Annotated in this window: 11 protein-coding genes and 2 tRNA genes; 8 read left to right on the plus strand and 5 right to left on the minus strand. The window is 70.3% G+C overall.

Features of this window, described 5'->3' with window-relative positions; translation table 11 throughout:
- Positions 1–125 precede the first annotated feature (125 nt).
- The 4 genes from gyrB to ACFWEE_RS01105 all read left to right on the plus strand — a co-directional run bounded on the left by gyrB (position 126) and on the right by ACFWEE_RS01105 (position 5675).
- Positions 126–2195, plus strand: coding sequence for a DNA topoisomerase (ATP-hydrolyzing) subunit B (gene gyrB / locus ACFWEE_RS01090; protein ID WP_386885243.1), 2070 nt, complete (start codon positions 126–128; stop codon positions 2193–2195).
- Between the two features lie 46 nt (positions 2196–2241).
- Positions 2242–4866, plus strand: coding sequence for a DNA gyrase subunit A (gyrA, locus tag ACFWEE_RS01095; RefSeq protein ID WP_386885245.1), 2625 nt, complete (start codon positions 2242–2244; stop codon positions 4864–4866).
- 93 nt (positions 4867–4959) lie between these two features.
- Positions 4960–5526, plus strand: a complete 567-nt coding sequence (locus ACFWEE_RS01100) for a DUF3566 domain-containing protein (RefSeq protein ID WP_386885247.1) — start codon at positions 4960–4962, stop codon at positions 5524–5526.
- A 72-nt stretch (positions 5527–5598) separates the two neighbouring features.
- Positions 5599–5675 (plus strand) — tRNA-Ile (locus ACFWEE_RS01105).
- Here ACFWEE_RS01105 and ACFWEE_RS01110 read toward each other — a convergent pair.
- Complete coding sequence (locus ACFWEE_RS01110; protein WP_386885249.1) at positions 5664–6266, minus strand: hypothetical protein; 603 nt, start codon at positions 6264–6266, stop codon at positions 5664–5666. The two genes, ACFWEE_RS01105 and ACFWEE_RS01110, sit on opposite strands and share 12 nt — an antisense overlap.
- A 244-nt stretch (positions 6267–6510) precedes the next feature.
- On the opposite strand from ACFWEE_RS01110, the gene ACFWEE_RS01115 reads away from it, so the two are divergent.
- Positions 6511–7269, plus strand: a complete 759-nt coding sequence (locus ACFWEE_RS01115; RefSeq protein ID WP_386885251.1) for a GntR family transcriptional regulator — start codon at positions 6511–6513, stop codon at positions 7267–7269.
- Positions 7270–7361: 92 nt separating this feature from the next.
- Here the strand turns inward: ACFWEE_RS01115 and ACFWEE_RS01120 are convergent, their stop codons facing one another.
- Positions 7362–7676, minus strand: coding sequence for a DUF6234 family protein (locus tag ACFWEE_RS01120; RefSeq protein ID WP_386885253.1), 315 nt, complete (start codon positions 7674–7676; stop codon positions 7362–7364).
- Positions 7677–7887: 211 nt separating this feature from the next.
- The gene (locus ACFWEE_RS01125; RefSeq protein WP_386885255.1) at positions 7888–8247 is read right to left on the minus strand and encodes a DUF6344 domain-containing protein; all 360 of its coding nucleotides are present in this window, start codon (positions 8245–8247) and stop codon (positions 7888–7890) included.
- 328 nt (positions 8248–8575) lie between these two features.
- Here ACFWEE_RS01125 and ACFWEE_RS01130 point away from each other — a divergent pair, with 328 nt between their 5' ends.
- Together ACFWEE_RS01130 and ACFWEE_RS01135 are read left to right on the plus strand one after the other, a co-directional pair.
- Entirely contained in the window at positions 8576–8710 is a 135-nt protein-coding gene (locus ACFWEE_RS01130) for a DLW-39 family protein (RefSeq protein WP_003958712.1), read from the plus strand.
- Positions 8711–9043: 333 nt separating this feature from the next.
- Positions 9044–10387, plus strand: a complete 1344-nt coding sequence (locus ACFWEE_RS01135) for a hypothetical protein (RefSeq protein ID WP_386885257.1) — start codon at positions 9044–9046, stop codon at positions 10385–10387.
- A 98-nt stretch (positions 10388–10485) separates the two neighbouring features.
- On the opposite strand, the gene ACFWEE_RS01140 is transcribed toward ACFWEE_RS01135, so the two are convergent.
- Positions 10486–11874 (minus strand): serine/threonine-protein kinase, encoded by a 1389-nt coding sequence (locus tag ACFWEE_RS01140; protein ID WP_386885259.1) that lies wholly within the window; start codon positions 11872–11874, stop codon positions 10486–10488.
- A gap of 187 nt (positions 11875–12061) precedes the next feature.
- Entirely contained in the window at positions 12062–12610 is a 549-nt protein-coding gene (locus ACFWEE_RS01145) for a helix-turn-helix domain-containing protein (RefSeq protein ID WP_386885261.1), read from the minus strand.
- Positions 12611–12771: 161 nt separating this feature from the next.
- On the opposite strand from ACFWEE_RS01145, the gene ACFWEE_RS01150 reads away from it, so the two are divergent.
- Positions 12772–12844 (plus strand) — tRNA-Ala (locus ACFWEE_RS01150).
- Positions 12845–12912 lie beyond the last annotated feature (68 nt).

Here is a 12912-nt window from a genome sequence, read left to right on the forward strand (position 1 = left end):
GGTACCGCCAAACCCCCATTCGGGTCGGCGCTAGCGGTAGACTGATGAACAATCCCGCTACTGAGCGGGTGTCGTCGATTACCAGCCGAACGACGCAGCCGCTCCCGCCTGCCGGAGAACGGCCTGTGCTGTGCCAGAAAGGGCGCTTCGTGGCCGATTCCGGCAACCCCAACGAGATCAACCCGTCCACAGCCGGCGAACACGGCGAGGTCACGACCTCGTACGACGCCAACGCGATCACCGTCCTCGAAGGACTGGACGCGGTCCGCAAGCGACCTGGCATGTACATCGGTTCGACCGGTGAGCGTGGACTCCACCACCTGGTGCAGGAGGTCGTCGACAACTCCGTCGACGAGGCCCTGGCCGGGCACGCCGACACGATCGACGTCACGATCCTCGCCGACGGCGGCGTCCGGGTCGTCGACAACGGCCGCGGCATCCCGGTCGGCATCGTGCCCTCCGAGGGCAAGCCCGCCGTCGAGGTCGTGCTGACGGTCCTGCACGCGGGCGGCAAGTTCGGCGGCGGCGGTTACGCCGTCTCCGGCGGTCTGCACGGCGTCGGCGTCTCCGTCGTCAACGCCCTGTCCACCCGTGTCGCCGTCGAGGTGAAGACCGACGGCCACCGCTGGACGCAGGACTACAAGCTGGGTGTGCCGACGGCGCCCCTGGCGAAGCACGAGGCCACCGAGGAGACCGGGACCTCGGTCAGCTTCTGGGCCGACGGTGACATCTTCGACACCACCGAGTACTCCTTCGAGACCCTCGCGCGCCGCTTCCAGGAGATGGCGTTCCTCAACAAGGGCCTCACGCTCAAGCTCACCGACGAGCGCGAGTCGGCGAAGGCGACCGTGGGTGCCGACGAGGCCGAGGCCACCGCGACCGCGGAGGAGCCGCCGGCGCGCACCGTCACGTACCACTACGAGGGCGGCATCGTCGACTTCGTGAAGTACCTGAACTCGCGCAAGGGCGACCTGATCCACCAGTCGGTGATCGACATCGAGGCCGAGGACAAGGACCGCCTCCTCTCGGCCGAGATCGCGATGCAGTGGAACACGCAGTACACCGAGGGCGTGTACTCCTTCGCGAACACGATCCACACGCACGAGGGCGGCACCCACGAGGAGGGCTTCCGCGCCGCGCTTACCTCGCTGGTCAACCGGTACGCGCGCGACAAGAAGCTGCTCCGCGAGAAGGACGACAACCTCACCGGTGAGGACGTCCGCGAGGGTCTGACCGCGATCATCTCGGTGAAGCTGGGCGAGCCGCAGTTCGAGGGCCAGACGAAGACCAAGCTGGGCAACACGGAGGCGAAGACCTTCGTGCAGAAGGTCGTCCACGAGCAGCTCACCGACTGGTTCGACCGGAACCCGAACGAAGCCGCCGACATCATCCGCAAGGGCATCGCCGCCTCGACCGCCCGCGTGGCGGCCCGCAAGGCGCGTGACCTGACCCGCCGCAAGGGGCTGCTGGAGTCGGCGTCGCTGCCGGGCAAGCTCTCCGACTGCCAGTCGAACGACCCCACCAAGTGCGAGATCTTCATCGTCGAGGGTGACTCCGCCGGTGGTTCGGCGAAGTCGGGCCGTAACCCGATGTACCAGGCGATCCTGCCGATCCGGGGCAAGATCCTGAACGTCGAGAAGGCCCGGATCGACAAGATCCTCCAGAACACCGAGGTCCAGGCACTGATCTCGGCGTTCGGCACCGGAGTCCACGAGGACTTCGACATCGAGAAGCTCCGCTATCACAAGATCATCCTGATGGCGGACGCCGACGTCGACGGCCAGCACATCAACACCCTGCTGCTGACGTTCCTCTTCCGCTTCATGCGCCCGCTGGTCGAGGCCGGTCACGTCTACCTCTCGCGCCCGCCGCTCTACAAGATCAAGTGGGGCCGGGACGACTTCGAGTACGCGTACTCGGACCGCGAGCGGGACGCCCTGGTGGCGCTCGGCAAGCAGAACGGCAAGCGGATCAAGGAAGACTCGATCCAGCGCTTCAAGGGTCTCGGCGAGATGAACGCCGAGGAACTGCGCGTCACCACGATGGACGTCGACCACCGGGTGCTCGGCCAGGTCACCCTCGACGACGCGGCGCAGGCCGACGACCTCTTCTCGGTGCTGATGGGTGAGGACGTCGAGGCACGGCGCTCGTTCATCCAGCGCAACGCCAAGGACGTCCGCTTCCTCGACATCTGAGTCGGCCGTACAAGCAAGCCGCCGCTCGAAAGGACTTTGACCAGCAATGGCCGACGAGAACACCCCTGTGACACCGGAAGAACAGCCCGTCGTGGCCGGTGTGGGCATGCGTGTCGAGCCCGTGGGGCTCGAAACGGAGATGCAGCGCTCCTACCTCGACTACGCGATGTCCGTCATCGTCTCGCGTGCGCTCCCCGACGTGCGGGACGGCCTCAAGCCCGTCCACCGCCGGGTGCTGTACGCGATGTACGACGGCGGGTACCGCCCCGAGAAGGGCTTCTACAAGTGCGCCCGCGTCGTCGGTGACGTCATGGGCACGTACCACCCGCACGGCGACTCCTCGATCTACGACGCCCTGGTGCGCCTCGCGCAGCACTGGTCGATGCGCATGCCGCTGGTGGACTCCAACGGCAACTTCGGTTCCCCGGGCAACGACCCGGCCGCCGCCATGCGGTACACCGAGTGCAAGATGATGCCGCTGTCCATGGAGATGGTCCGGGACATCGACGAGGAGACCGTCGACTTCCAGGACAACTACGACGGACGGAACCAGGAGCCGACGGTCCTGCCGGCGCGCTTCCCGAACCTGCTCGTCAACGGCTCCGCCGGTATCGCCGTCGGTATGGCCACCAACATCCCGCCGCACAACCTCCGCGAGGTCGCCGCGGGCGCCCAGTGGTACCTGGAGCACCCGGAGGCCTCGCACGAGGAGCTCCTGGACGCGCTGATCGAGCGCATCAAGGGCCCGGACTTCCCGACCGGCGCCCTGGTCGTCGGCCGCAAGGGCATCGAGGAGGCGTACCGCACCGGTCGCGGCTCCATCACGATGCGCGCGGTCGTCGCGGTCGAGGAGATCCAGAACCGGCAGTGCCTGGTCGTCACGGAGCTTCCGTACCAGACCAACCCGGACAACCTCGCGCAGAAGATCGCCGACCTGGTGAAGGACGGCAAGATCGGCGGGATCGCCGACGTCCGCGACGAGACCTCCTCGCGGACCGGCCAGCGGCTGGTCGTCGTGCTCAAGCGCGACGCGGTCGCCAAGGTCGTGCTGAACAACCTCTACAAGCACACCGACCTCCAGACGAACTTCGGCGCCAACATGCTGGCGCTCGTCGACGGGGTGCCGCGCACCCTCTCGATCGACGCGTTCATCCGCCACTGGGTGACGCACCAGATCGAGGTCATCGTCCGGCGCACCCGCTTCCGGCTGCGCAAGGCGGAGGAGCGGGCGCACATCCTGCGTGGCCTCCTGAAGGCCCTGGACGCCATCGACGAGGTCATCGCCCTCATCCGGCGCAGCCAGACCGTGGAGATCGCGCGTGAGGGCCTGATGGGCCTCCTGGAGATCGACGAGATCCAGGCGAACGCGATCCTGGAGATGCAGCTGCGCCGGCTGGCCGCGCTGGAGCACCAGAAGATCACCGCCGAGCACGACGAGCTCCAGGCGAAGATCAACGAGTACAACGCGATCCTGGCCTCGCCCGAGCGGCAGCGGCAGATCGTCGCCGAGGAACTGGCGGCGATCGTCGAGAAGTTCGGCGACGACCGGCGTTCCAAGCTGGTGCCCTTCGACGGGGACATGTCCATCGAGGACCTGATCCAGGAAGAGGACATCGTCGTCACGATCTCCCGTGGCGGCTATGTGAAGCGTACGAAGACGGACGACTACCGCTCGCAGAAGCGCGGCGGCAAGGGCGTGCGCGGCACGAAGCTCAAGGAAGACGACATCGTCGACCACTTCTTCGTGTCGACGACCCACCACTGGCTGCTGTTCTTCACGAACAAGGGCCGGGTCTACCGCGCCAAGGCGTACGAGCTCCCCGACGCCGGACGGGACGCGCGCGGCCAGCACGTGGCGAACCTGCTGGCCTTCCAGCCGGACGAGCGGATCGCCCAGATCCTCGCGATCCGCGACTACGAGGCGGCGCCCTACCTGATCCTGGCCACCAAGGGCGGCCTCGTGAAGAAGACGGCGCTCAAGGACTACGACTCGCCCCGTTCCGGCGGTGTCATCGCGATCAACCTGCGGGAGACCGCGGACGGCAGCGACGACGAGCTGATCGGCGCCGAGCTGGTGTCGGCCGAGGACGACCTGCTGCTGATCAGCAAGAAGGCCCAGTCGATCCGGTTCACCGCGACGGACGACGCGCTGCGCCCGATGGGCCGCGCCACTTCGGGCGTCAAGGGGATGAGCTTCCGCGAGGGCGACGAACTGCTCTCGATGAACGTGGTCAGGCCCGGTACGTTCGTCTTCACCGCGACCGACGGCGGGTACGCGAAGCGCACCCCCGTCGACGAGTACCGCGTCCAGGGCCGTGGCGGCCTCGGCATCAAGGCCGCCAAGATCGTGGAGGACCGCGGGTCGCTCGTGGGGGCCCTGGTGGTGGAGGAGACGGACGAGATCCTCGCCATCACCCTCGGCGGTGGTGTGATTCGCACGCGAGTCAATGAAGTCAGGGAGACGGGCCGTGACACCATGGGCGTCCAACTGATCAATCTGGGCAAGCGTGATGCCGTCGTCGGCATCGCGCGCAACGCCGAGGCTGGCCGTGAGGCGGAAGAGGTCGATGGGACCTCCGAGGCCGACGGTTCGGACGAGGCATCGGTCGAGGTTCAGACCGAGGGCACTGTCGAGGGCACGGAGCCCTCGACCGGGGAGCACGAGGAGTAGAGCGTGAGTGGAGCCACGGGCGCCGGTTCGGCCGCTTCTGGAGACGGAGCGAACGGTGCCCGTGGCCCTGCCACGGACTCCCAAGGGGGCACTGTGACGGACACTCGGGGCCCGCAGCCCCAGTACGAGGGCTACGCGAACGGGCCGCTGCCCGGGGAGCGGGAGCCCGCGCAAGGAACGGCGGGTCCCTACCACCCGCCGCAGGCGTACGAGTCGCCGGCAAGTGGCCGAGGGGCCACCGGCGGGCAGGGCGTGCGTCTGCCGCGGACGGGGGCGCGGACCACTCCGCGTACCCGTAAGGCACGGCTGCGTGTGTCGAAGGCCGACCCCTGGTCGGTGATGAAGGTGAGCTTCCTGCTCTCCATCGCGCTCGGCATCTGCACCGTGGTCGCGGCTGCGGTCCTGTGGATGGTGATGGACGCCATGGGCGTCTTCTCCACCGTGGGCGGCACGATCAGTGAGGCGACGGGTTCCAACGAGAGCAACGGCTTCGATCTGCAGTCGTTCCTCTCGCTGCCGCGCGTCCTCATCTTCACGTCGGTCATCGCGGTGATCGACGTGGTGCTGGCCACCGCGCTGGCGACGCTGGGCGCCTTCATCTACAACCTGTCGGCGGGTTTCGTGGGCGGCGTGGAGCTCACGCTGGCCGAGGACGAGTAGGCCCGCGGGCTATCGATTTTGGGACTGGCCCCGACGTGCGCTAATCTTCAGAAGTCAGCGCAGCAGCGCGGCGGGGCTATAGCTCAGTTGGTTAGAGCGCATCCCTGATAAGGATGAGGCCACAGGTTCAAATCCTGTTAGCCCCACCAGTACGAAGGCCCTCCACCGGAAACGGTGGGGGGCCTTCGGCGTACCGGGCCGCCCGCGGGGTGCGGAGTGCGGCCTTCCGGGTTGTGCGCGGGGCAGTTCCGGGAAACGACCGCCGCCGGGTCGAGCGGTTCGAAGTGGACGTCGAACCAGCCGGTACCGCCGCAGACACAGGCACCCTCGACCAGGGGGCGCCCGCTGCGGGCGAGGGCCGCCCCGGAGACGGGGACACGGCCCGAACCGGCCACCGCGGCGGCGACCGCCCCCGCGCGGTCCAGCCTTCGTGGGCTGCCGAAGCGGTCGCTGTGGGCACGGGCCTGCTCCGCCGTCAGGAGATGAGCCATCCGCAACACCCGGTGGCTGCGGGCGTATGCCGCCGCGCGGTACAGCTCCTCAAGGCCCAGTCGGGCCGCGCCCTGAACGATCCAGGCGACCACCTGGGGGCCGTCGCCCTGGCGGAAGCGGTAGCCGTCCGGCATGGCGGAGGCGTAGAGCGCGACCGCCCTCTCGCCGGGGGACAGCTCTTCCACCGAGATGGCCGGAGCCTCGAAGGGGCCCGGTGGGGTGTGCGGGGCGGGAGGGGGTGCGGGCATGGCGGAAGCTCCCTCGGGGACGTGGAGGGGCGGGCTGCTCGACGGCAGGAACGCCGCTCTCCGGTCTGGCGGAAATCATCCGGGCGATATCTCTAGAGAACCGAAGTTGTATAGAGATGTCAAGGTCTCGCATGGTCCGACCCGGCGGGAGAGGCGGCGTGCGTCGGCTTGCGGGGAGCCTGCCGGAGGTCGCGAGTGAGTGGCTCGCGGTCCTAAGGTGTCTAGAGAGGAGAGGGAGTTCTGGATGACCACGGAAGGCAGCGGTCGTGAGCCCAAGTACCAGCGGATCGCCAACGCCCTGAAGGCGGAGATCCAGTCCGGTGCGTTCGGGCCGGGAGATCGTCTTCCCGGCGAGAACGACCTCATGGAGGAGTACGGAGTCGCGCGCATGACGGCCCGCCAGGCCCTGGGCGTCCTCCAGAGCGAGGGGCTGGCGGAGGCCCGCAGAGGATCGGGCGTCTTCGTCCGCGTCTTCCAGCCGTTGCGACGTCGTGGAGTTCAGCGGCTGGCACGTGAACAGTGGGGTGGCGGGCGTTCCGTCTGGGAAGCGGATCTCGGAGACCGGAACCTGGCCGTGGACCAGATCGAGGTGAGTACGGGGGAAGCCTCCGAGAACGCGGCACGCGTGCTCGATCTGGGAGAAAGCGAAGCGGCCTGCGTCAGGAGCAGGCGGTTCGTCCTGGACGGGAAGCCCGTCCTGCTGGCCACGTCGTACCTTCCGATGTCGCTGGTGTCGGGCTCACCCATCACCGAGCGGGACACGGGGCCCGGGGGGATCTACGCCAGACTGGCCGAGCTGGGCCACGAACCGGTCCACTTCCGCGAGGAGATCCGCTCGCGCATGCCCCGTCCCGAAGAGACGGCGAGGCTGGGTCTCCCGACCGGGACTCCCGTGATGCTCGTCTGCCGGACCGCGTTCGCCGAGGACGGCCGCCCGGTCGAGGTCAACGAGATGGTCCTGGACGCGGGGTCCTACGTTCTTGAGTACGACTTCGACGCCTGACGTCTGATGCCTCGGGGGGCGGGGACGTGCGTACGGGGTTCCCGGCCGCACGAGGAGGCCGCACGAGGAGGCCGCGGGATGGGGCCGTGGGGCTATCCGCGGGCGGCCAGGCTGGCGAGCAGGGTCGCTCCGGCGCCCAGGACGAGCAGTTGCACGGTGCCGCACGTACGCCAGCGCAGGAGGTGGAAGCCGCCGCCCGTGACGACCGCGGCGGTGAACAGGAGCCACGTCGCGCGCACGGCCTCGTGGGGGGCGTCGGGCGGGTTGCCGGCGTCGTAGGAGTCGGCCCAGCCGGTCATGCCGTAGCGGAACACCAGCCAGCCGATGACGATCAGGTCGACGACGAAGAGAAGCACGCTGATGGCGGCCTGTTCGCCGGTCGACGGTCGTCCCTGCCCCTGCCCCACAGCAACCCCCACCCCTTCGCCCGCAGATCCGCCTGCCGTGCGTCTTCCAGCGTGCTCGGGCGCCGGACGACGCGCATGAGCACGGCTACTCAGCTCCCGTCGGCGCGGTGTCTGGCCCGTCGGCCGGCCCCGGGGCGCCGGGCGCACGGGAAGGCCCCCGGCCGGTGGGTACCGGGCCGGGGGCCTGAAGTCTTGGGGGGAACCGGGTGGATCAGGGAGGCGGGAGGGGGGACTCGCCTTCCGTGGCCTCGTAGTTGGTGCGGGCCGCTTCGGTTCCGGGGGCGTTCGCGGTGTCGGCGGGCAGGTGCCGGGTGGCGGGTGAGGAGCCGTGCGCCTCGGCGCGGATGCGCTGCTTCATCGTGGGTGGCAGCGCCCGGTCACGCGGAAGGGTCCATCGCACCGACGGGGTGGTCGCGGTTGCCGCGGTCGCACCCGTGTGCTCCTGGGTCGTGTGCGTCGGCTGCTGCTCCGTGGCCGAGGCGTTCGCCGCGGCGAGGCCGAGGGAGGCGAGGAGAGCGAAGAAGGCGGTGATGAAGGCTGTCCAGAGGTTCTTGACCTTGAAGGCGCTCATGGCCCCTCACTTTCAGGTGGTCCGGTTTGCTTACCTTTCTGATGATGTGGATGTGGAAGCGTATTTCTGGGAGCGACGCCACCGGTGCGCCGATCTTCTGATGAACACCACTCGTATGGTGCAACCGGGCTGGTGGAACGCTCCGGGGCCCCTCCGAGGGGCCTTCCGGAGGTCCGGCCGAGGGTGGTCCGGGAGGTCCGGCGGACTCGCGGAACGCCCGGACAGGGCCCTGCGGCGGGGGTCCGGGCAGGTCACCGATCGATATCGGCCGGTGTGTATAGTCGGGCGGCAGAAGTCCCTGAGAACCTAGGAAAGACGAGGTCGCGCGGTGAAGAAGCTTCTCCTGGTCGCACTGGCCGCCATCGGCGGGCTCCTCGTGTACCGCCAGATCCAGGCGGATCGCGCCGAGCAGGATCTGTGGACGGAGGCGACCGACTCCGTGCCCGCAGGTTCGGGCGTGTGAGTCGACGCAGTCCCTGAGAAGCCCCGGCCGCCGAGCGGTCGGGGCTTCGTGCTGTCCGGGGCTGCGTGGTGTCGGGGGCCCTGCGCGGTCGGGGGGCGCACGCCGCGGCTGAGCGGCTGCGCGGCTGCGCGGCTGTGCGGTCCGCTCCGGGAAGGGGCACCGCTCGCACCGATCCGCCGTGGTCGCAGACAGCGGCGGGGCCGCCGGGGCAGGATGGACGCGCGTCGTGACCACCGCCGGGGGCGGAAGCTCCGGTGGCGCCGGGCGCCATCCCGTGCCGTACGCAGTGCGGGCCGGGGCGTCGGTGGGCGCCGGGAGGACGAGGGGGAGCGCGTGAAGAGGCAGATCGGCAGGGGCGGCCGGGCGGTGTCGGCGGCCTTCGCGGCGATGTGCGCGGTGGTGGCGTTGTCCGGGCCGGTGTACGCGGCCGGCCCCGCCCCGTACGCCTTCGATCCGGGCGCGAAGCGGGTGGCCGGGGCCGTGGCGAACGCCGACGCACCGGTGCTGGAAGCCGGTTCGGTCTACCGGAGTTCGATCGGGCCCGGGGAGAAGCTCTACTACCGGGTGAACCTGGACGCCGCCTCGGACGCGTACGTCTCGGCTGTCGTGGTGCCCCGCTCGCCGGAGGAGACAGTCGCCTACGGAGACGGGATCACCGTGTCCATCCGCGACCGCAACGACGCGCGGTGCGGTTCGGACGACGCCCTCGTCGGTTCGGCGGAGTTCGCCCGTCCGCTGTCCGCCTACGCGGTCCGGAGCGTCGAGAAGGCGAGTTCGTACTGCCAGGAGGCGGGCGCGTACGACGTCCTGATCGAGCGGAAGAGCAAGGAGACCTCCTCCCCCGAAACGTGGGACCTGGAGATCCGCCACGACGTCGAGCCCACGTTGAGGTCGGCGGGCTCCCAACCCACCACCGCGCCCTCGGAGTTCGCCTCCGAACCGCCCGCCCCGCTGCCGACGTCGGCGCCCCGCGCCGCCCGGTCCGGCGGCACCGGCTTCAACGACGCGACCGGGCTGGAACCGGGCGAGTGGAAGGACACCGTCTCGCCCGGCCAGACCCGCTTCTACCGGGTCCCGGTGGACTGGGGGCAGCAGCTCCACGTCACGGCCGAACTCAGCAACAACAACGCCTCGACCACCTTCCTCGGCAACGCCCTCTCGCTCTCGCTGGCGAACCCCGCGCGCGGACACGTGGAGGACGCGGTCCTGTCGTACTCCGGAAGGCCCGCGTCCGTCTCCCTCGACCCGCTCCCCCCGGTCGGCTGGAGCAACCGTTACGCCTCGGCGTCCGGCGTTTCCGGCATGCGGTTCGCCGGCTGGTACTACGTGGCGGTGGGGCTGAGCCCCAAGGTGGCGAAGGAGTACGGCGCCGGACCGATCAAGCTGACGCTCACGGTGCAGGTGAAGAACGGGGCGCAGCCCTCGCCGTACGCCGGTGACGCGGGGATCTTCGGCGTCAGCGACGGCGACCGGGACATGGCGCGCAGCGGACAGAGCGCGCCGCAGGCGGCGCGGAGCGCGACCATGCGGCTGGTCGGGGTGACCGGGATCGGCGCGGGGACGGTGCTGGTGCTGGGGCTCGGCGTCTGGACGCTGCTGGCCCGCCGCCGGGCGGGGGCGGCGGCCGAGAGGGCCGGGCGGCCCTCGCCGTACGGAGGACCGCCGCAGGCCTGGTAGCCGCCGGCCCGGCCCGACCTGGCACGACCCGGCCCGGCCCGGCAGCGGTGGCGGCAGCGGGGCGGGCGGCCGGGCGCGAGGGGCGAACGCGGCGCCGTTCAGGCCTGGGTGAGCGCCCAGATGCCGACGGCGAAGCAGAGCAACGCGACCACCAGGACCGAGGCCGCCACCTTCGGGGACGGCCCCGGCCGGGCTGTACGGGGCGCGGGGGCCGGTGGCGCGGGATGCGGGGGCGCGGCGGGCGGCTGGGCCGCCGGGTGCCCGTGGGGCGCGGTGTAGCCGCGTGTCGGGGCCGGTCCGGGGTGCCCGGCGGCCGTGGCGGCGGTGGCCGGGGAGGGCGCCTGGGCGGCGGGATCCGGGCCGGGCGCCGGAGCGGCGGGCCACGGCGACGGGACGGGGGGCGGGGCCAGGTGGAAGCTGCCGGTCTCCGACATGGACACCGGTGCGGCCTGGTGCGGGACGTGGGAGCCGGGCGGGGCGCCCGCGGGGGCGTGGGGAGCGCCGGTGACGGGGCCGCCGCCCGACGAAGCACGGGGCGGGCCGCTGTTGGGCGTGGCGTGGGCCGGGCCGCCGTACGGGCTGTTGAGCGGGTTGTCGGGCGAGCTCCTGAGCGGGCCGTCCGGGCCGAACCCGTCCGGCAGCGGCCCGATCTGGTCGAAGACCTCCACCGGCTCCTCGCCCGCCGGGGGCTCGGGCAGCATCTCCACCGCCGCCGCGAGGGCCTTGCGGGCACCGGTCGCGGTACGGAACCTGGCCTGCGGGTCCGGCTGGAGCAGCCCGGCGAGCACCTGCCAGAGGGGCTCGGGGATGCCCTGCGGGGCCCCGGGGGTGCCGTGGGCGGCGAAGTGCTCGATGAGCGCGCGTGAGTCGGGTTTGCGGCCCTGGAGGAGGTACAGGGCGACGAGCCCCACCGCGAAGAGGTCGGCGGGGAAGTCCGGTTCGGCGCCCATCATCTGTTCCGGCGCGAAGTAACCCGGTGTGCCCACCACGTAGTTGGTCTCGGTGAGCCGGGGTTCCCCCTTGCGCATCGAGATGCCGAAATCGGACAGGCGAAGGTGCGGACGCCCCGAACCGGTCGCCTCCATCAGGATGTTGGCGGGCTTGATGTCGCGGTGGACCACGCCTTCGGCGTGCACGGTCGACAGCCCCGAGAGCAGCTGGTCGAGCAGGAGACAGACGAAGTGGGGCGGCAACGGGCCGTAATCGCCTATGACATGGGCCAGTGAACCGCCACTCACCAGGTCCATGGTGAACAGGACCTGGTCGTCGTCGGCGGCCCAGCTGGCGGGCGCGAGCACATGCGGGTGCTCGATGCGCAGCGCCTGCTCGCGTACGAAGCGGAGCAGTGTGTGCGCGTCGCTCTGCTGGAGCACCTTGGCCGCGACGTACCTGCGGCGCCGGTGGTCCCAGGCGCGCCAGACGGCGCCCGCGCCGCCGCGTCCGATCGGATCGACCAGTTCGTACCGGCCGGCGAATACCTCACCCATTGCGCTCTGTCCGCTCCAGTCCTGTGCCGGATGGTGCCGGGTGCCGGAACTCGGGATGCGACCGGACGCACCCGGGTGCCAGGGCGTCGAGTGCGCCCCGGCACCGCTGTGCGGCGCGCGACCGGTGCCGCTCCCGGTGCGCCGGGGCGACCCCCCAGTGCCCCGGGCGCGACCCTGGTGCCGCGCCCTAGCTCTGGTGTCCCTCGTAGTGCGCGACGGCGTCAGCGGTGCGACCCGCGCCGTACACCCGGAGGAACTCTGCCAGTTCGGGGTGGGTCGGGGCGAGGGAGTCGGCCGCGTCGATGATGTCTCCGGCCGCCGAGACCGAGCGCAGCAGCGACTGGATCTCGCGGACGACACGGCGGACGGTGGGGGCTGAGCCGTTGGCCGTGGCCTGGCCGGTGCTCGACAGAACCGATCCTCCTTGGGACTTCTTGACCTCGTCCATCCGGTCGGCGGCCTCGCCCGCGCTGACGCTGCCGTCCGCGACCTGGACCGCGAGCTCCTGGAGTGCCTGGACGCGCTGGACCACCGCGGGATTGCCGATCTTGGCCCGTTGGCCGCTCATCAGCTGGGACAGCATGGGCGCGGACAGCCCGAGTACAGCCGCGAGCCGAGCCTGATTCAGGCCAAGATCATCGATCAGCCGGCGGAAGAGCGCGCCGAGCGGCTCCCCGTACCAACTGCGCTGGAGTTCCCTGGCTCTTGCGGTTGCCTCTTGCTGCGCTGCGTCCATCACGCCTCCCCTTCGCTGCTGCGAACCTAGTCGGACATCTTACGGAGAGTGGTCGTCCCCCGGGAGTCCCCATCTCTTTGCGGGAATCTGCCCGGGACCCGGTACTCTGGTCTGCGACGGGCGCTCCACGTGCGGATGGCGGGTGGTGGCGTTTGTTGTTCGGGGCCTTAGCTCAGTTGGTAGAGCGCTGCCTTTGCAAGGCAGATGTCAGGAGTTCGAATCTCCTAGGCTCCACATTCCCGAATGGCCCTTGACCTGCGGATACGCCGGTCAAGGGCCATTTGTCGTACGCGCGGGCCGGC

Origin of the sequence: Streptomyces sp. NPDC060184 (assembly GCF_042728795.1) — a bacterium.
In the GTDB taxonomy this organism is placed as follows: domain Bacteria; phylum Actinomycetota; class Actinomycetes; order Streptomycetales; family Streptomycetaceae; genus Streptomyces.